At 63.8% G+C, this 17,069-nt stretch carries 17 protein-coding genes and 1 tRNA gene; 6 read left to right on the top strand and 12 right to left on the bottom strand.

Going from position 1 to position 17,069, the window contains the following annotated elements; all coding sequences use genetic code 11:
- Nucleotides 1-4: 4 nt before the first annotated feature.
- The 5 genes from LB571_RS06720 to LB571_RS06740 form a co-directional block, all read right to left on the bottom strand.
- The gene (locus LB571_RS06720) at nucleotides 5-1,006 is read right to left on the bottom strand and encodes an Ldh family oxidoreductase (RefSeq protein ID WP_015314269.1); all 1,002 of its coding nucleotides are present in this window, start codon (nucleotides 1,004-1,006) and stop codon (nucleotides 5-7) included.
- A 107-nt stretch (nucleotides 1,007-1,113) separates the two neighbouring features.
- Complete coding sequence (locus tag LB571_RS06725; protein ID WP_015314268.1) at nucleotides 1,114-1,923, bottom strand: ABC transporter permease; 810 nt, start codon at nucleotides 1,921-1,923, stop codon at nucleotides 1,114-1,116.
- Nucleotides 1,923-2,588 carry an ABC transporter permease gene (locus LB571_RS06730; RefSeq protein ID WP_041163582.1) on the bottom strand — a complete coding sequence of 222 codons (666 nt, stop codon included), beginning with the start codon at nucleotides 2,586-2,588 and terminating at the stop codon, nucleotides 1,923-1,925. Before LB571_RS06730 ends, LB571_RS06725 begins: the two co-directional genes overlap by 1 nt.
- Nucleotides 2,589-2,792: 204 nt before the next feature.
- Nucleotides 2,793-3,590, bottom strand: coding sequence for a transporter substrate-binding domain-containing protein (locus LB571_RS06735; RefSeq protein ID WP_140614991.1), 798 nt, complete (start codon nucleotides 3,588-3,590; stop codon nucleotides 2,793-2,795).
- A gap of 55 nt (nucleotides 3,591-3,645) precedes the next feature.
- Nucleotides 3,646-4,461 carry an ABC transporter ATP-binding protein gene (locus tag LB571_RS06740; protein WP_015314265.1) on the bottom strand — a complete coding sequence of 272 codons (816 nt, stop codon included), beginning with the start codon at nucleotides 4,459-4,461 and terminating at the stop codon, nucleotides 3,646-3,648.
- Nucleotides 4,462-4,675: 214 nt separating this feature from the next.
- On the opposite strand from LB571_RS06740, the gene LB571_RS06745 reads away from it, so the two are divergent.
- The 4 genes from LB571_RS06745 to LB571_RS06760 all read left to right on the top strand — a co-directional run bounded on the left by LB571_RS06745 (nucleotide 4,676) and on the right by LB571_RS06760 (nucleotide 8,789).
- Nucleotides 4,676-5,548: a dimethylarginine dimethylaminohydrolase family protein gene (locus LB571_RS06745; protein WP_140875721.1), complete on the top strand. Its 873-nt coding sequence runs from the start codon at nucleotides 4,676-4,678 to the stop codon at nucleotides 5,546-5,548.
- Entirely contained in the window at nucleotides 5,518-6,189 is a 672-nt protein-coding gene (locus LB571_RS06750; protein WP_140875719.1) for a TetR family transcriptional regulator C-terminal domain-containing protein, read from the top strand. Before LB571_RS06745 ends, LB571_RS06750 begins: the two co-directional genes overlap by 31 nt.
- A gap of 79 nt (nucleotides 6,190-6,268) precedes the next feature.
- Nucleotides 6,269-7,849: a 5-guanidino-2-oxopentanoate decarboxylase gene (locus LB571_RS06755; RefSeq protein WP_224593188.1), complete on the top strand. Its 1,581-nt coding sequence runs from the start codon at nucleotides 6,269-6,271 to the stop codon at nucleotides 7,847-7,849.
- A gap of 232 nt (nucleotides 7,850-8,081) precedes the next feature.
- A complete protein-coding gene (locus LB571_RS06760) occupies nucleotides 8,082-8,789 on the top strand; it encodes an SDR family NAD(P)-dependent oxidoreductase (RefSeq protein ID WP_224593193.1) in 708 nt (235 codons plus the stop codon).
- Here LB571_RS06760 and LB571_RS06765 read toward each other — a convergent pair.
- The 4 genes from LB571_RS06765 to aroA all read right to left on the bottom strand — a co-directional run bounded on the left by LB571_RS06765 (nucleotide 8,774) and on the right by aroA (nucleotide 14,836).
- Nucleotides 8,774-10,642: a hypothetical protein gene (locus LB571_RS06765; RefSeq protein WP_140614981.1), complete on the bottom strand. Its 1,869-nt coding sequence runs from the start codon at nucleotides 10,640-10,642 to the stop codon at nucleotides 8,774-8,776. The genes LB571_RS06760 and LB571_RS06765 overlap by 16 nt on opposite strands.
- 131 nt (nucleotides 10,643-10,773) lie before the next feature.
- On the bottom strand, nucleotides 10,774-12,471 hold the full coding sequence (gene rpsA / locus LB571_RS06770; RefSeq protein WP_015314259.1) for a 30S ribosomal protein S1: 1,698 nt from the start codon (nucleotides 12,469-12,471) through the stop codon (nucleotides 10,774-10,776).
- Nucleotides 12,472-12,677: 206 nt separating this feature from the next.
- Entirely contained in the window at nucleotides 12,678-13,328 is a 651-nt protein-coding gene (cmk, locus tag LB571_RS06775) for a (d)CMP kinase (RefSeq protein WP_041163245.1), read from the bottom strand.
- 146 nt (nucleotides 13,329-13,474) lie between these two features.
- Nucleotides 13,475-14,836, bottom strand: a complete 1,362-nt coding sequence (gene aroA / locus LB571_RS06780) for a 3-phosphoshikimate 1-carboxyvinyltransferase (RefSeq protein ID WP_140821633.1) — start codon at nucleotides 14,834-14,836, stop codon at nucleotides 13,475-13,477.
- Between the two features lie 206 nt (nucleotides 14,837-15,042).
- Between aroA and LB571_RS06785 the strand changes: the two genes are divergently transcribed.
- Together LB571_RS06785 and LB571_RS06790 are read left to right on the top strand one after the other, a co-directional pair.
- Entirely contained in the window at nucleotides 15,043-15,432 is a 390-nt protein-coding gene (locus LB571_RS06785; RefSeq protein WP_015314256.1) for a TIGR02300 family protein, read from the top strand.
- A gap of 173 nt (nucleotides 15,433-15,605) precedes the next feature.
- Nucleotides 15,606-15,681, top strand: a tRNA-Ala gene (locus LB571_RS06790).
- A gap of 84 nt (nucleotides 15,682-15,765) precedes the next feature.
- On the opposite strand, the gene LB571_RS06795 is transcribed toward LB571_RS06790, so the two are convergent.
- The 3 genes from LB571_RS06795 to LB571_RS06805 form a co-directional block, all read right to left on the bottom strand.
- A complete protein-coding gene (locus LB571_RS06795; protein ID WP_015314255.1) occupies nucleotides 15,766-15,993 on the bottom strand; it encodes a hypothetical protein in 228 nt (75 codons plus the stop codon).
- A gap of 9 nt (nucleotides 15,994-16,002) precedes the next feature.
- Entirely contained in the window at nucleotides 16,003-16,248 is a 246-nt protein-coding gene (locus LB571_RS06800) for a hypothetical protein (RefSeq protein ID WP_224593196.1), read from the bottom strand.
- 83 nt (nucleotides 16,249-16,331) lie between these two features.
- Entirely contained in the window at nucleotides 16,332-17,033 is a 702-nt protein-coding gene (locus LB571_RS06805; RefSeq protein ID WP_224593199.1) for a Crp/Fnr family transcriptional regulator, read from the bottom strand.
- Nucleotides 17,034-17,069: the final 36 nt, after the last annotated feature.

Consider the following 17,069-nt stretch of genomic DNA (forward strand, 5'->3'; position numbering starts at 1 on the left):
AGAATCAGGCCGAATAGCGTTCGGCGAATTCGGAGATGCGCTGGATCACTGCCTTGGGCGCGGTGATGCCGCGCGCCTGCGCCTTTTCGGCCGCTTCGGCGCGGGCGCGGCCTGGCACGTGAACGCCGAAGCGCCGCCGCAGCCGGTCAAGCTGGTCTTTCATGCGCTGCTCGAAGCCCGGGTCGAGCAGCTTGGGCTCGACGGCAAGCACGAACAGGCCGGTCCCGGGGCTGTCCGGGCCGCCGCTGAACCATGGCGCGTCGAGTGACCAGTTGGCGCCCGACAGGCCGGCCGCCAGCACTTCGACCATCAGCGCGATGTTGGCGCCGCGCTGGCCGCCGAAGGCGAGCATGGCGCCCTTCATGGCCGCCGCCGGATCGGTGGTCGGGTTGCCGCTGGCGTCCAGCGCCCAGCCTTCGGGGATCTTCTTGCCGTCCTCGGCGGCCTTGCGGATGTTGACGAAGGCGGTGGCGCTCGACGACTGGTCGATGACCAGCGGCGCGCCGTCGGCGGCGGGGGCGGCGAAAGACATCGGGTTGGTGCAAAAGACCGGCTTGACCGAGCCTGAGCCGGCCAGGACGGCCGGACCATTGGTTGCGGCGAAGGACACCAGCCCCTGCGCGGCCAGCCGGCCGGTGAAGTAGCCGAGCGCCCCGCAGGTGTAGGCGTTCTTCTGCGAGAAGATGGCGACGCCGAACAGTCTTGCCGCCTTGGCGAGGTCGTCGATGGTGCGGTCGAAGCCGGTATGCGCCAGCCCGCCGCGTGCGTCCGAGAGATAGATGGCCAGCGCCGGCCGGGTGATCACAGGATCGGCATTGCCGTCGATGCGTCCGGCCTCGAGCGCTTCGAGGTAGTCGATGAAATGTGTGAGCCCGACGGCTGCAAGTCCCTCTGCCTCGGCCGCGATGATCGAGGCGGTGAGCGATTGCGCTGCTTCCTCGTTGGCGCCGGCGCCAAGTGCCGCCATCCGGCACAGCCCTTTTGCCTGGTCGAGACTGAGTTGCATGGCGATTGCCCTTAGTGAGTAGTGAGTAGGGGTCGGTGAGTGGTGAGTTGTGGAGTGCGCGGCAGCCACTTCCTACTTACCAATCCCTACCCACCACTCACTTGAACCTAGCCGATCTTGACCGGGATTCGTGCCTCGATCCGGCTGAAGGCGAAGACCAGAATGCCGGTGATCGCCATATAGATCAACGCCAGGAGCAGCAAGGGCTCATAGGTGAGATAGGTGTCCTGCCGCACCTTGGACGAGACGGCGAAGATGTCGATCACGCTGATGGTTGCCACCAGCGGCGTCGATTTCAGCTGCAGCACGGTCTCGCCGGTCAGCGTCGGCAGCGCCCGGTAGAAGGCTTGCGGCAGCCAGATGCGGCGGAAGATCTTCCAGCGGCTCATGCCGAAGGCGCGGGCGGCTTCCAGCTGCCCCTTGGGCACGCCGGCAAAGGCGCCGCGCATCACTTCGCCCTCGTAGCCGGCGAAGGACAAGGTCAGCGCCAGCACGCCGTACGGCCAGGCCTGCCTGAGATAGGGCCACATCCAGGATTCGCGGATCCATGGATATTGCGGGAAAAGCGAGCCCAGCCCGTAATAGAGCAGCCATAGCTGCAGAAGCAGCGGCGTGCCGCGGATGATGGTGCAGAAGACTTTCGCGGGTGCCGCGACCCAGATCGAGCCGGCCGCCTGCGCCAGCCCCACGGGCACGGCGATCATGAAGCCGAGCGTACAGGTGACGGCCAGGATCCACAGGGCACGCCAGATCCCCATCAGGCCCATTTCCCAATATTGCGGCAGCCAGTCCCAGCGCATGAAGAAGGCGGCTGACGCCACCAGCCCCAGCGCGATCAGGATCAGCACGATGCGATGCGGCTGCAGCCAGAGCGATGCGCGCGCCGCCGTGTCGATGATGACCGTTTCGCTGGTCATCAGCGTGCCTCCTTGATCGAAGGCATGCCGCGCCGCGCCCATTTCTCCGCGCGGCCAAGCAGGAGGTTCGAAACCAGTGTCACGCAGAGATAGAGCACGCCGGCGGCGAGGAAGAAAACCAGATATGCCTTGGTGACGCCCGCCGCCTGTCGTGTCGCCAGTGTCAGTTCGAAGAAGCCGACGACGGCCAGCAGCGCGGTGTCCTTGGTGGCGATCAACCACAGATTGGCGAGGCCCGGAATGGCGAAAGGCAGCATCGCCGGCAGCGTGATGCGCCGCAACAGAAGGCCGGGAGACATGCCGAAGGCGCGGGCGGCTTCGATCTGGCCCTGCGGGATAGCGAGGATCGCGCCGCGGATGACTTCCGTCGAATAGGCGCCCTGGACGAAGCCGAGCACGGCGATGCCGGCCACCAGCCCGCTGATGTCGACACGCTGGTAACCCATCGCCGTCAGCACCTGGTTTATCAGGTCGGTGCCGGCATAGTAGAGCAGCAGGATCAGCACCAGTTCCGGCACGGCGCGCACCACGGTGGTGTAGACCGCGAACAGGTCGCGCACCACGGGTCCGCCGTAAAGCTTGCCATAGGCACCGCAGGTTCCAATCAGCAGGCCGACGATGGTCGCGCCGACGGCGATCTCTAGCGAATGCAGGAGCCCGAGCAAGAGCGTCCCGCCCCAGCCGACGGGAGCCGGCGAGAGCAGTTCGACGATGCCGGCCGCGGAGGCCGGAAGAAAGGATTCGATCAGCTTCGCCCCCGGATTGCTGGCTCTGTCCGCCGGCACCAGCAGCCGGCGGCAAGCATGCGTGGACAGGCCGGCTGGAGGACGAGGGCGTCAGCGCCCTGTCCTCCAGCCGATGCGAGGGTCTCAGTTCGACTGCGTGGCGCCGCCGTAAATGTCGAAATCGAAATATTTCTTCGAGATCTCGTCATATTTGCCGTTGGCGCGGATCGCCTTGATGCCGGCGTTGATCTTCTCTTTCAGGGCGGTGTCTTCCTTGCGCACGCCGGCGCCGACGCCCGGTCCGAGCACCTCGTCGTCAGGGGCCACCATGCCCTTGAGATCGCAGCAGGCCTTGCCCTGGTCGGTCTTGAGGAACTCCTTGAGCGCGATGGAATCGGCCTGCACCGCGTCGAGGCGGCCCGCGGCGAGGTCGTTGTTGGCTTCGTCCTGCGTCTGGTATTCCTTGATCTCGGATGCGGTGGGGCCGAAATGCTTCTTGGCATAGACGGCATGCACCGTCGACACCTGGACGCCGAGGACCTTGCCCTTGAGATCGTCGGGCGTGGCGCCGAACTTCTGGTCCTTGGGGCCGATGATGGCGGTCGGGGTGTTGTAGTATTTGTCGGAGAAGTCGATGGTCTTCTTGCGTTCGTCGGTGATCGACATCGACGAGACGATGAGGTCGATCTTCTTGGTGGTCAGTGCCGGGATGATGCCGTCCCAGGCGACAGGGGTGATGACGCAGTCGAGCTTCTCTTCGGCGCACACGGCGTCGATGAAGTCGATCTCCCAGCCGACCCATTTGCCCGAAGCATCGGGCGAGGTGAAGGGCGCGTAGGGTTCGGCGGCGACGCCGATCTTGACCGGATCGGCCTTGGCCACGCCCATGGCGGCGACGCCGAGCAGCAGCGCCGCGGCGAATGTCTTCAGAACAGTCTTCATTTCAGAACTCCCAGTTTGTTGTTGGTTCCCGGTTTTCTTCCGTCCCGGCCTGTCCCTAGCCGATGTTGCGGATGAACTGCTTTAGCCTTTCGGACTTGGGCGCGCCGAAGATCTGCTCCGGCGGGCCTTCCTCCTCGACCAACCCGTTGTAGAGGTAGACGACGTGGGTCGCGACCTCGCGGGCGAATTTCATTTCGTGGGTGACCAGCACCATGGTGCGGCCTTCACGCGCCAGATCGCCAATCACCTTCAGCACTTCGCCGACCAGTTCGGGATCGAGCGCCGAGGTCGGTTCGTCGAACAGCATGACGCGCGGATTGATGGCCAAGGCGCGAGCGATCGCGGCGCGCTGCTGCTGGCCGCCGGAGAGATAGGCCGGATAGACATCGCGCTTCTCGGCCAGACCGACGCGCACCAGCAGCTTTTCGGCCTGGGCGACAGCCTGGTCGCGCTTGACGCCCAGCACATGAACGGGAACCTCGATGACGTTTTCGATCAGCGTCATATGGCTCCACAGGTTGAAGTTCTGGAACACCATGCCGAGCTTGGAGCGGATGCGTTCGATCTGCCTGCGGTCGGCCGGAATGGTATGGCCATGGCTGTCCGCCTTGAGCTTGATCTCCTCGCCATTGACCCGGATGATGCCGCTGGTCGGGTTTTCCAGGCAGTTGATGCAGCGCAGCAGCGTCGATTTGCCTGAGCCCGAGCCGCCGATGATGGCGATGACCTCGCCGTCGCGCGCCGACAGCGATACGCCCTTCAGCACATGCAGTTGACCGAATTTCTTGTGCAGGTTCTCGACATGGATGGCTTCTGCGGCGCCGTCCTGCGCCTCGCCGGATGGGACTTTGGCAGCTGCCACAGCGCTCACCAAATGACCTCCATATCGCCGCCGGCGGTTCGTCGAACGTCTATCCGGCTAATCAACATACGCTGTACTGCCTCGCTCCAGACCTCAAGCATGGACCCAACAGAGCGAGCCCGTCAATCCCGCTCATTACGGCACTTGCGGCCTTGTTGTGCAAGTGTATAAATAACCTCTCATGAAATTTTCTCGGTTTTTTTCAGCTTAAAAAAGGGCATCGATGAGCGCTTTCGGATCCCAGTCCATGGCGGCGCCGCTGCGGCGCGTGCTGATGCGGTCGGCGGCCAACGCCATGCGCGACGCCGACCGGGCTGCCTGGCACTATGGTCCGGGATTCAACGCGGCGAAAGCGGCCTCGCAGCACGCAGCCCTGGCTGAACTGGTGGCGGCTTCCGGCGCCGAGATCGAATGGATCGAGGACAAGGCCGACGGACTTTCGGATTCGGTGTTCACGCACGACCCTTCGCTGATGACCGACCGCGGTGCGCTGATCCTGTCCATGGGCAAGCCGCTGCGCGCCAGGGAGCCTTCGTTGCATGAAGAAACCTACAGAAGGCTGGGCATTCCGATCCTTGGTCGCGTCGAGGCTCCTGGCCAGGTCGAAGGTGGCGACTGTGTATGGGTGGATGCCCGCACGCTGGCGATCGGGCGCGGTGTCCGTTCCAACCAGGAAGGCATCCAGCAGGTTTCCAACCTGCTGTCGCCGCTGGGGATTTCCGTCTACGGCTTTGATCTGCCGCTGTGGCAGGGCGAAGAGGCGTGCCTGCATCTGATGTCGGTTATCAGCCCGCTGGCCGACGACCTGGCGCTGGTCTATTCACCGCTTTTACCGGCCCCTTTCTATCAGACGCTGAAGGCACGCGGCATCCGGCTGGTCGAAGGCGACGCCGAGGAGTTCGCGGCTTCCAACGGCCTCAGTCTTAACGTACTGCCGACCAGCCCGCTCAAGGTCATTGCCGTTGCGGGCTTTCCCAGGACCAAGGCCGCCATGGAAGCCGCCGGATGCACGGTTGAGATCTTCGAGGCGGACGCGCTCTGCATCGCCTGCGAAGGCGGGCCGACATGCCTGACGCGACCGATCCTGCGCCAATGAATGGGCGCCGTAAGTTCCGTCGCGAGGGCGAGGAGCGGCGGCGGCAGGATCTGATCGAGGCGACTCTGGACAGCGTGGCGGAATATGGCCTTCAAGGCGCCAGCCTGCGCACCATCGCATTGCGTGCCGGCGTCACCGCCGGGCTGATCCGGCATTATTTCCCGGGCAAGGAAGAATTGCTGCAGGAAGCCTATACGGCGCTGGTCGATCGCATGACCGAGCAGGCGAAGGCGGCATTGGTCATGGATGATGCCTCGCCGCGCCAGCGTCTTGCGGCTTTCATCACCGCCAATCTCAATGCGCCGATCATCGACGCGCGGGTGTTTTCGCTCTGGGCAACCTTCATCGGCCGCGCCAGTGCGGATCCCGCCCTGGCCCGTGCCCACCGCGAAGGCTACCTTGGCTTTCGCAACGAGGTGGAAGCAGTTGTGGCCGACGTGCTCGCCGCCGAACAGCACAAGCCGGACGCAACCCAGTTGCGCCACCATGCCATCGCGATCAATGCGATCATCGACGGGCTCTGGATCGAAGGCTGCCTGGCCGGCGAGATGTTTTCGCCCGGTGAATTGGCGGCCATAGGAATCAAGGCCGTGGAGACCGAGCTCGGCCTCGCGCCGCTGGAGCAATTCCTGGAAAAGTGAGAAGCGGGTTTCCCGGGAAAAGCGCGCAGCGCTTCCCCTTGGGAATTGCGTAGAAACAAAGAGATAGGGGAGAAAACCAATGACCACTGTGGGCGAAGCGCTCATTTCGCTGCTCGAGGCGCATGGCGTCGACACCGTGTTCGGCATTCCCGGCGTCCACACGGTCGAACTCTATCGCGGTCTTGCGCGCTCGAAGATTCGCCACATCACGCCGCGCCACGAACAGGGCGCCGGCTTCATGGCCGACGGCTATGCGCGCGCCGGCGGCAAGCCGGGCGTCGCCTTCGTCATCACCGGGCCGGGGCTGACCAACACCATCACCGCCATGGGCCAGGCGCGCGCCGATTCGGTGCCGATGCTGGTGATCTCCGGCGTCAACGCCGCCGACACGCTCGGCAAGGGGCTCGGCTTCCTGCACGAATTGCCCGATCAGCGCGGCATGATGGAGAAGGTAGCGCTGTTGTCGCTACGCGTGACCGGGGCCAGCGAATTGCCCGGTGCGCTGGCGCGGGCTTTCGCCCTGTTTTCCTCGTCTCGGCCCGGCCCTGTGCATATAGAGATCCCGACCGATATCATGGTCAAGCCGGCGGACGGATTGTCGGCAGCCTTGAGCAATGCCGGGCCGCCGGCTCCAGAGCGTGCCGCCATTGCCAGGGCTGCCGAACTCATCGCCACCGCACGCCGCCCGCTCATCCTTGCAGGCGGCGGCGCCAAGAAAGCCGATGCGGCGCTGCGGCGCCTTGCCGAAAGGCTGGGCGCGCCGATTGTCGAGACCACCAACGCGCGCGGTCTCATGCATGGCCATCCGCTTTGCGTGCCGGCAAGCCCAAGCCTCAAGGCGGTTCGCGCGCTCATGGCCGGGGCCGATCTGGTGATCGCCGCCGGTACCGAATTCGGCCCGACCGACTATGACGGCTATGGCGACGGTGGCTTCGTACTGCCTTCGAACCTGATCCGTATCGACATCGGCGCCGACCAGCTTGCGCGGCGTCCGGTGACGGTCGCCATCCAGGCCGATTGCGCCGAGGCGATCGAGGCGCTGCTTGCGGCGATCGATCCCGCCCACAGCGCTGGCGAAGATGGCCATGGCCGCGCCGCGGCGGCGCGAAAGGCCGCTTTTGCCGAGTTGAGTCCGGCCTATGCGGCGCAGGTGCGTGCCGTGGAAATGATCCGCGACGCTTTGCCCGGTGCCATCATCGTTGGCGACTCGACCCAGCCGATTTACGCCGCCAACCTCTATTACGACCACGACCGGCCCGGCGGCTGGTTCAATGCCGCGACCGGCTTTGGCGCGCTTGGCTACGGTCCGCCGGCGGCGATCGGTGCGGCACTTGCCGTGCCCGATGCGCCGGTTGTCTGCCTGACCGGCGACGGGGGCTTCCAGTTCACCTTGCCGGAGATAGCGGTGGCGCTCGATTCTGGAGCGCCCGTCATCTTCGTGGTCTGGAACAACAGAGGCTATCGCGAGATCGAGACCTCGATGCTCGATGTCGGCGTGGAACCTGTCGGCGTGTCGCCGGCGCCGCCGGATTTCTGCAAGCTTGCCGAAGCCTATGGCATTGGTGCCGAAAGGCTGGCCGACATCGACGCCTTGCCACAGGCGCTCAGGCACGCCCGGGCAACGGGGCTGCCGCGCGTCATCGAAGTCACGGTCGTCTGAAACATCCGGGCCGTCCTTGCCGACAGGAAGCGGACCATTTGCCGGCTTGGTTTTTGCAAGACCTGATCCGCTTCCGGGCGGCTTCGTTATTCGGCGATGCCCTGACGCATGCAAAGACGTGACGGCTGCCATGTCGAGATATCGGTTGAGTGATCGACTGAAAGGGGCGACGCTTCGCGTCGGCGCGGCAAACCAACGACAAAAGTCATAAAAATGACAGGAGCGGTCCAGGATGACGGAAACACTTGAAGGCAGGCACATCGTTGTGACCGGTGGAACCGGCGCGCTCGGTGGGGCGGTGGTCGGCAGACTGCTGGAACAGGGCGCGATCTGCCACGTGCCGAACGCGCATGCCGCGGCACCTCAGCACTTCCCCTTCACCACGCACGACAATGTCAAACTGGCGCACAATGTCGATCTCTCGGACCCCGCCAAGGTCGAGGCGTTCTACAGCCAGGTTCCTGCCTTGTGGGGATCGATCCATCTGGCCGGCGGCTTTGCCATGGCGCCGGTGGAGAAGATCGAATCGGCGTCGTTTGCCGAGATGATGGACACCAACGCCCGCACCGCCTTCCTGTGCAGCCGCGCCGCCATCCGCTCGATGCTGGCGTCGGATACTGCCGGTCGCATCGTCAATGTCACGGCACGCGCCGGGCTCGACCCGCGCCGCGGCGCCGGCATGGTCGCCTATACGGCCAGCAAGGCGGCGGTCGCGGCCATGACTGTGGCGATTGCGGAAGAATTGAAGGCCCAGGGCATCCTGGTCAACGCGGTGGCCCCATCGACGCTCGACACGCCGGCCAACCGCGCCGACATGCCGGATGCCGATTTCACCAAATGGGTCAGCCTCGAAGCAGCGGCCGAGGCAATCGCCTATCTCGCCTCGCCGGCCAATCAGGCAATGAGCGGAACGCTGGTGCCGCTCTACGGCAGGGCCTGAGCGGAGAGCGTCGAAGCCGGGCAGCCGGCGTCGGATCCATCGGCGTTGCGGTAGCTGTAGATACGCAGCGGCGATGAAGCGTCCGTGGGACACTCCCTCAACCAAGCCGGCGGCTTGCCTTCCATCAGGGCCGCCGCGAACGGGTAGGCGGCTTCGAGACCCGGCGACGGCGCGCCTCGCCAGGCACAGATCGCGACATGTGTCGCCTTCGACGCGTCGAGAATCGCACGCGGGTCGGCGGTCATGGGGTCGAGAAAGCGGTAGCTCCGTTCGATGCCTTTGGCCGAAGGGTGGTTTGGGATCGTCACCACCTTGGGGCCGTCGGCCAGCGCGACGAAATGCGATCCGATGAGCGGTGGCGAAAAGACGATGGCGCCCGACGGCCAATCCCGTTGCGCTCCGAAATGATCGAGGTCACAACTGTCGGCGAATTCAGCGGCGGGTATCGCCGCTTGGGAGGGTCTGACCGCCAGATGGTACAGCGCCATGGCCCCGGACAAAACCAGACCGGGCAGGATCAATGCGTATTTGCGCGATGGCGCCGGCACGGGAGATTTCAAGTAGCGCCGCAGCCCCGAACCTTGCGGCAGCAGGCTCTCCAGCACGAAGATCAGGCCGATGCCGGAGAAAATCGGGAGATAGCGGAAGTAGCGGAGATAGTCGATCGCCAGCACCAATCCGAGCAGCGAAAACAGAGCCAGTATGACCAGAGGCCGGCTGCGGCCATGCGACCCGGTGCAGATGACGACCGGCGCGAGCGCGCCGACGAACAGCAGCAACATGCTGGGAAAGCCTGACGACAGAACGAAATCGGGGCGCCGAAACAGGCTCAATTCCTGAAGAATTCTGTTGAGCATGTTGTCGCGGACATAGGCGTCCATCGACGCGTAAGGGCCGTCCAGGCATTGCGGAAACAGTTTCACCAGCGCCACCAGGCTGATGGCGGCGAACACCAGCAGAAGCGAGGCCCGAATTGCCCAGCCGCCACGCGTGCCGACAAGCCGAGGTACGACGGCGAATGAGAGCCCGGCGGCGGTCAGCGCCAGCACATGCGGCGCGGAATAGGTATCGCATTTGACCGCGGCATAGGCCGAGGGCGCGACGGTAGCGGCGAACAGGCCGATCGCGCCGATCGCCAGGGCCACTCCAAAGCCGGTGATCCCTGTCGCACTCTCGTCGCGGCCGGCGATCCAGTCGAAGGCGTAGACGGCCATCACCAGGGCGAAGAACGGTGCGAACTCGGCGCTGATCGCGATTGCCAGGGCTGTCAGCAAGCCGTTGACGAAGGGCGAGAGGCGATTCCGCGACAGCAACAGGACCAGGGCGGCAAGCAGAAGCAATATCTGCAGATTGTGATAGTCGATCCGCCCCGGCGCGTATTCGAAGAAGGTGCGCGCGGCGAAGATCAAGGCCAACGGCAATGCAATGGCCGGATAGGCAAAGCCCATCGCGACAATCAGCCGGTTGTAGAAGTAGAGCGCGGGTACAAACAGGAGCAGCGGCACGACAAAGCTTGCTGCCATCAGCGCCGGCTCGAAGCCGGCGAACGGCGCGAGCAGCCACGCAAAAGCGGCATAGGGCAGGTCCACGATCCATGGCCAGTGCGAGATGTAGGGCTCGGGCTGGGCAATGCCGGGCATTGTCCGGTCGAAGATATTCCCGGTCTCGAGCAAGGTGCGGATCTCGTGTATTTTGAGAAGGTCGTCCGCATCGGCATTGAGCCGGAAGCCCAGGGACCAGAGGACGATCATCACCGTCACCATGCCGCAGAAGCAGAAAAGGGCCGGTGCGCTCATATAAAGACGCGGCAGCCACGAAGATTGCGCTGCGGCCCTGTCGTCGTCATTGCTCATGGAAGGCTTCCCCGGGACGACTGCCAAATACGCGAGGAAGTTTATCTTGCCGTAAAGAAAGACCCCGCCGGAGCGATCCGGCGGGGTCTTTGTTCAAGCCGCACGAAAATCGTGCGGCAAGCGGTTAATCCTTAGTTGCCCTGCTTCTTCAGCGCGGCACCCAGGATGTCGCCCAGCGAAGCGCCGGAGTCGGTCGAGCCGTACTGTGCGACGGCTTCCTTCTCTTCGGCGATTTCCAGCGCCTTGATCGAGACCTGCAGCTTGCGGGTCTTCTTGTCGAAGGCGATGACGCGGGCGTCGACCTTCTGGCCGACGGTGAAGCGCTCGGGGCGCTGCTCGTCGCGATCGCGGCTGAGGTCGGAGCGCTTGATGAAGGTCTCGATGCCGCTGTCGACCAGCCGCACTTCCAGACCGCCATCCTTGACGCCGATGACTTCGCAGGTAACGACGGCGTTCTTGCGCAGTTCGCCTGACGTCGCGGCTTCGCCGACCGTGTCCTTGGCCAGCTGCTTGATGCCGAGTGAGATGCGCTCCTTGTCGATGTCGACGTCGAGCACCTGCGCCTTGACCATGTCACCGCGATTGTACTCTTCGATGACCTGCTCGCCCGGACGGGTCCAGTCGAGGTCGGACAGGTGCACCATGCCGTCCACGTCGCCTTCGAGGCCGATGAACAGGCCGAACTCGGTCTTGTTCTTGACCTCGCCCTCGACCTGGCTGCCGACCGGATGGCTCGAGGCGAAAGCCTGCCACGGGTTCTCGAGCGTCTGCTTGAGGCCGAGCGAGATGCGGCGCTTGGCCGGATCGACTTCGAGCACCACCACGTCGACTTCCTGCGTTGTCGACAGGATCTTGCCGGGATGCACGTTCTTCTTGGTCCACGACATTTCCGAAACGTGGATGAGGCCCTCGATGCCCGGCTCCAGCTCGACGAACGCGCCGTAGTCGGTGATGTTGGTGACGGTGCCCTTGATCTTCTTGCCGATCGGGAACTTGGTGCCGATCTCGGACCACGGATCGCTCTCGAGCTGCTTCATGCCGAGCGAGATGCGGTGGGTTTCCTGGTTGATGCGGATGATCTGCACCTTGACCGTCTGACCGATGTTGAGGATTTCGGTCGGATGGTTGACGCGGCGCCATGCCATGTCGGTGACATGCAGCAGGCCGTCGATGCCGCCGAGGTCGACGAACGCACCGTAATCGGTGATGTTCTTGACGACGCCTTCGACAACCTGGCCTTCCTCGAGGTTCTGCACGATTTCCGAACGCTGTTCGGCGCGGCTCTCCTCAAGCACGGTACGGCGCGACACGACGATGTTGCCGCGGCGGCGATCCATCTTGAGGATCTCGAAGGGCTGCGGGTTGTGCATCAGCGGGGAGACGTCGCGGATCGGGCGAATATCGACCTGGCTGCGCGGCAGGAAGGCCACGGCGCCGTCGAGGTCGACGGTGAAGCCGCCCTTGACCTGGTTGAAGATGACGCCTTCGACGCGCTCGCCCTTGGTGAACTTCTCTTCGAGCTTGACCCAGCTCTCCTCGCGGCGTGCCTTGTCGCGCGATAGCACGGCCTCGCCCAGCGCATTTTCGATGCGCTCGACCATGACTTCGACGGTGTCGCCGACCTTGAGCGTCGAGTCCTTGCCCTTTACGCCGAATTCCTTCAGCGGCACACGGCCTTCGACCTTGAGGCCGACATCGATGATGGCCATGTCTTTTTCGATCGCCAGAATCGTGCCCTTGACGACTTGGCCTTCGCCGGAATGACCGGTGGTAAATGATTCTTCGAGCAGGCTCGCGAAATCATCGCGAGTGGGATTTGCAGCAGACATTGTTTCTCCTGGAGTACCCCGCATTTTTCGCGGGGCGGGCGCCGTGGGCTAGCGTTGCGTTGGCCTGCCGGCGTTCCGGGCTGCAAAAGCCCTGGGCCGCTTTTCAAGCGGCAATTCCGGCGCATGAAGAATGCTGGCAGGCTGGTTCGTGCCCGATATGGGTATTTTCTTCGCCTCCGGCAACCGGAAGCAGCATGAAACCCGGATCAGGCCTTGTTTCTCTGGGCCAGCACGTCGTCGATGACGGACATGGCCGCGAGAAACGCGGCTTCTATAGCCATTTCGCTGGTATCAAGCAAGTGCGCGTCGGCCGCCGGCTTCAGCGGCGAGTCCGCCCGGCCCATGTCGCGCTCGTCGCGACGCTGGATATCGGCAAGGATTTCGGCGAAATCGGCGGTGCCGCCGATGCTTTCGATCTCAGCCAGCCGGCGCTTGGCGCGCACCTCGGCACTTGCCGTCACATAGAGTTTTATGTCGGCGTCGGGGCACACGACCGTGCCGATGTCGCGCCCGTCCAGCACCGCGCCCGGCGGCGTCCTTGCGAAGTCGCGCTGCTTTTCGACCAGGATGCGCCGCACCGTAGGGAAAACCGCGACCTTCGAGGCGGCCTCGCCAACCGCATGCGCCGACAGCACCGCGCGGTCGAGCTTTGCCAGATCGACCTGGCGGGCGGCGGTTTCTGCCGCCGAGACATTGTCGAGCGGTAGGCCCAGCCGCAGCAGCGCATGGGCGACGGCGCGATAGGTCAGGCCGGTGTCGAGCAGGTTGAGGCGGTAGTGATCGGCGAGACGGCGGGCGAGCGTGCCTTTGCCCGCGCCGGCCGGTCCGTCGATGGCGATGGTGAAGGGGTGGGTCATTGGCGGGCAGACGCCTTACGCATGGAAATAGGCCCCCGCGACTTCGTCATCCTGGGATCTGCGCCGCGTCGCTGCGCTCCTTGCTTCGCCCCAGAATGACGAAGCACGGGATGTCGCCAGCCAATCCCCAAGGTTTGCGATTGCCACTATCGCTCGATCTCCGCGCCCAGCCCCTTCATCAAGTCCATGAACTCCGGAAAGCTCGTCGCGATCATGGCCGCGTCGTCAATGGTTACAGGCTTTTCAGTCGCCAGGCCCATCACCAGAAAGCTCATGGCGATGCGGTGGTCGAGATGGGTCTGCACCGTCGTATCCCGGTCGTTGGGGTGGCCGCCCAATCCCCTGCCGCCTGGTTTGCCGCGCACGGCAAGCGAAGCTTCGCCCTCGGTGCAGTCGACGCCGTTGAGCTTCAGCCCGTTGGCGACCGCCGACAGCCGGTCGGATTCCTTCACCCGAAGTTCCTCCAGCCCCTGCATCAGCGTCTCGCCCTCGGCGAAGCTGGCGGCAACGGCCAGCACCGGGTATTCGTCGATCATCGACGGCGCCCGCTCGGGCGGCACGGCGACGCCTTTCAGCTCGGAGTAACGAACGCGCAGGTCCGCGACATCCTCGCCGCCGGCATTGCGCGGGTTCAAGATGTCGATCTGGCCGCCCATTTCCTGCAGCGTGAGAAGCAACCCGGTGCGGGTCGGGTTCATCAGCACGTTTTCGATGACAATGTCGGAACCCGGCACGATCAGCGCCGCCACCAGCGGGAAGCCGGCCGAGGACGGGTCACCCGGCACGGCGATGGTCTGGCCGGTCAGCTTGCCCTGGCCTTCGATGAAGATGTGGCGCACGCCGCGTTCGTCGGTCTCGACCGACAGGTTGGCGCCAAAGCCCTTGAGCATCTTTTCCGTGTGGTCGCGCGTCATGACAGGTTCGATGACGGTGGTGATGCCTGGCGTGTTCAACCCGGCCAGCAGCACCGCCGACTTCACCTGCGCCGAGGCCATCGGCACGCGGTAGGTGATCGGGGCGGCGTGCTTCGGCCCATGCAGCGTGATCGGCATGCGGTCGCCGGGCGTGGCTTTGAGCACCTGCACGCCCATCTGGCGCAGCGGTTCGAGCACGCGACCCATCGGCCGGCCCGACAGCGAGGCGTCACCGATGAAGGTCGTCTCCATGTCGTAGGTGCCGACGAGCCCCATGGTCAGCCGCGAGCCAGTGCCGGCATTGCCGAAATCGAGCGGACCTTCCGGCTGCAGCAGCGCGCCGTTGCCGGTGCCGCGGATCACCCACTCGGCGCCGCGTTTCTCGATATGCGCGCCCATCGCCTTCATGGCCGCGCCCGTGCGCATCACATCCTCGCCCTCGAGCAGGCCGGTGATGCGGGTTTCGCCGGAGGCGAGCCCGCCGAACATGAACGAGCGGTGCGAGATCGACTTGTCGCCCGGCACACGGGCCGTGCCGGAAAGGGCTGGTGACTTGCGGGCAGTGGCCGGCTTGGCAGCGGCGGCGTGAGACATGGAATTTCCCTGGACGGATTGCCGGCGTGCCGGCGCTTTTCATTTGTTGCGGCGGTCTCGTATCACGGCGGGGCGAAATGGTCATCCCCATGCTCGTCACTCGGCGCGAGGCCTTTCAGTGCTTGGTTTTGTGACGCCGGCTTTTCGCTTTGACAGCGCTGCAAACTGTGGTTAAGGGGACCACTCTTTTATCGACGAGGCTTGCCGTGGCAAAAACCGAACTTGGCACAAAACGCATCGACCCGGAAACGGGCCGGAAATTCTACGACCTGAACAAAGACCCGATCGTCTCGCCCTATACGGGCAAGACCTATCCGCGCTCCTATTTCGAGGAAGGCAAGATCGCCGCCGTCGAGGAGGAAGAGGAAGTGGCCGAGAAGGAAGTGGACGCCGAGGAGGAAGAGGGCGTCGAGGTCGTCTCGCTCGAAGAGGCGGAAGACGACGCCAAGAGCGACGATCTTCCCGATCTCGGTGACGACGAGGATGACGTCGACCTCGGCGACGACGAGGATGACACCTTCCTTGCTGACGAAGAGGAAGAAGACGACGACGTTTCCGACATGATCGGCGTCGGCGACGACGACGACGAAGTCTGACAAAGGCTTCGAACGTAAGCGTTTGCCGGCTTTCACGCCCTGTGAAGAAAAAGCCGCCGATGAAGGCTTGATATCTGGGAATGGCGGGGTTAGAAGCCGCCTGCACTAACGGCGCGGTCTTCCAACCCGCGCCGATCTCTCGCCGGAAACGGCGCCGGCTGATTGCCGGGAGTGGGGCCATAGCTCAGTTGGGAGAGCGCTTGAATGGCATTCAAGAGGTCGTCGGTTCGATCCCGATTGGCTCCACCAGTTACCTTCCAGGGCAAGGAAACGCTTTGTTTCGGCGGGACATCTCCGCCCTGTTCAACCATTGGCGATCCCTGATTTGCGCGATCACGGAACGTCAGCGCCGAACTCGACGGCAAATCCCGCGTCGATTGCGCTTCGCGCAATGAGATCGCCAAGTTCCCAATCCGTGAGTTCGCAAAGCGGGAACATTCTCCTCACCTCGTGGCTCACCTCGGATATCGAAATGCACGGCCTGTCGACGGTGTCGATCAGGCAGCGGACAATCGCTTGGCGAACGTCCGACAGGGTAGGCGTCTGCGCGAGCGCAGGCATCTCCGCCCCCTACGAATGGAGTTGCGGCGCTACGCCATCGGCCGAGTTTGTGTCGAACGCCACGGGTACGCCGTGAACGAGGGATGCGGTCGCCAGCAACTCCTCCAACTCGCCGTCGGTAGCCCTGCATGCGGGTATGAGTGTTCGGATGGCGCGTATTGCCTGCGCAATGGAGACAAAGCGTGCCTTGCCCCTGGAAAGAACATAGGCTTCGGCGGCTCTTTCAACCGTGATGGAGTGAAAAGAGTTGGTCATCGAGAATTCCTCCCTGAACCCTGACCAACATGGTTTACGGCAGGACTTCGGTGGTCTTCAAGCCTATGTCCGGTTCCAGACAATCAGCCAGCCCCTGCGCTGAAGTGATGTTGCTCCTCCTCGCCATAGGCACCATCCGTGAGTTTTATCATTCCGGTACGGTCGACGATCGTGATCTCGCCGCGCTTGGCATGAACCAGCCCCCGGTATTCGAGCATTTGGAGGGCGGTGGTAACGCCCGGGCGCCTGGAGCCAAGCATGGTCGCCAGAAATTCATGCGTCAGGTAGATGATATCTCCTTCAGCGCGATCGTTGACCATCAGCAACCAGCGGGCGAGCCGTTCCTCGATTTTCGAATGGCCATTGACCAGCGCCGTTCGCGACGACTGGACCAGGAATGCGTGGGCGTAGCGAAGCAGCGACGGGCGAAGGGTCTGGCTCTCGGCAATCGCAATGCGCAGACGTTCAACCGGCAGACACCAGCCGTTGCTGGCGACTTGAATATAGGTTTCATTGGGAGATCGGTCCTGGCCGAGAACGACCGCTACCCCGGTCATGCCGTCGCGGCCGATGATGCCGACTTCGCTTTGCCGCCCTCCGGTCATGGCGGCGACCACCGACGCGATACCGGTTTCGGGAAAATAGACATGCTCGATCGGCTGATGCGCGATCTCCAGCCGGGCTTTGATGGCCAGTTCGATGTGATGCATCGACGGCCGTAAAAGCCCGAAATCCTCAGGCGTGAGGGTTTTCAGAATATGGTTGCGAAAGGTGGATTGAGGCATGGCTCTTCTCCCTATCGGGCAAGAGCATGTACCCTC

The sequence above is a fragment of the Mesorhizobium sp. BR1-1-4 genome (assembly GCF_020165375.1).
In the GTDB taxonomy this organism is placed as follows: Bacteria; Pseudomonadota; Alphaproteobacteria; order Rhizobiales; family Rhizobiaceae; genus Mesorhizobium; species Mesorhizobium australicum.

Excerpts from the sequence above, each read along its gene's own strand:
- LB571_RS06720 (WP_015314269.1), bottom strand. The coding sequence starts at position 1,006 with ATGCAACTCAGTCTCGACCAGGCAAAAGGGCTGTGCCGGATGGCGGCA.
- LB571_RS06725 (WP_015314268.1), bottom strand. The coding sequence starts at position 1,923 with ATGACCAGCGAAACGGTCATCATCGACACGGCGGCGCGCGCATCGCTC.
- LB571_RS06735 (WP_140614991.1), bottom strand. The coding sequence starts at position 3,590 with ATGAAGACTGTTCTGAAGACATTCGCCGCGGCGCTGCTGCTCGGCGTC.
- LB571_RS06745 (WP_140875721.1), top strand. The coding sequence starts at position 4,676 with ATGAGCGCTTTCGGATCCCAGTCCATGGCGGCGCCGCTGCGGCGCGTG.
- LB571_RS06750 (WP_140875719.1), top strand. The coding sequence starts at position 5,518 with ATGCCTGACGCGACCGATCCTGCGCCAATGAATGGGCGCCGTAAGTTC.
- LB571_RS06755 (WP_224593188.1), top strand. The coding sequence starts at position 6,269 with ATGACCACTGTGGGCGAAGCGCTCATTTCGCTGCTCGAGGCGCATGGC.
- LB571_RS06760 (WP_224593193.1), top strand. The coding sequence starts at position 8,082 with ATGACGGAAACACTTGAAGGCAGGCACATCGTTGTGACCGGTGGAACC.
- LB571_RS06765 (WP_140614981.1), bottom strand. The coding sequence starts at position 10,642 with ATGAGCAATGACGACGACAGGGCCGCAGCGCAATCTTCGTGGCTGCCG.
- rpsA (WP_015314259.1), bottom strand. The coding sequence starts at position 12,471 with ATGTCTGCTGCAAATCCCACTCGCGATGATTTCGCGAGCCTGCTCGAA.
- cmk (WP_041163245.1), bottom strand. The coding sequence starts at position 13,328 with ATGACCCACCCCTTCACCATCGCCATCGACGGACCGGCCGGCGCGGGC.
- aroA (WP_140821633.1), bottom strand. The coding sequence starts at position 14,836 with ATGTCTCACGCCGCCGCTGCCAAGCCGGCCACTGCCCGCAAGTCACCA.
- LB571_RS06795 (WP_015314255.1), bottom strand. The coding sequence starts at position 15,993 with ATGCCTGCGCTCGCGCAGACGCCTACCCTGTCGGACGTTCGCCAAGCG.
- LB571_RS06800 (WP_224593196.1), bottom strand. The coding sequence starts at position 16,248 with ATGACCAACTCTTTTCACTCCATCACGGTTGAAAGAGCCGCCGAAGCC.
- LB571_RS06805 (WP_224593199.1), bottom strand. The coding sequence starts at position 17,033 with ATGCCTCAATCCACCTTTCGCAACCATATTCTGAAAACCCTCACGCCT.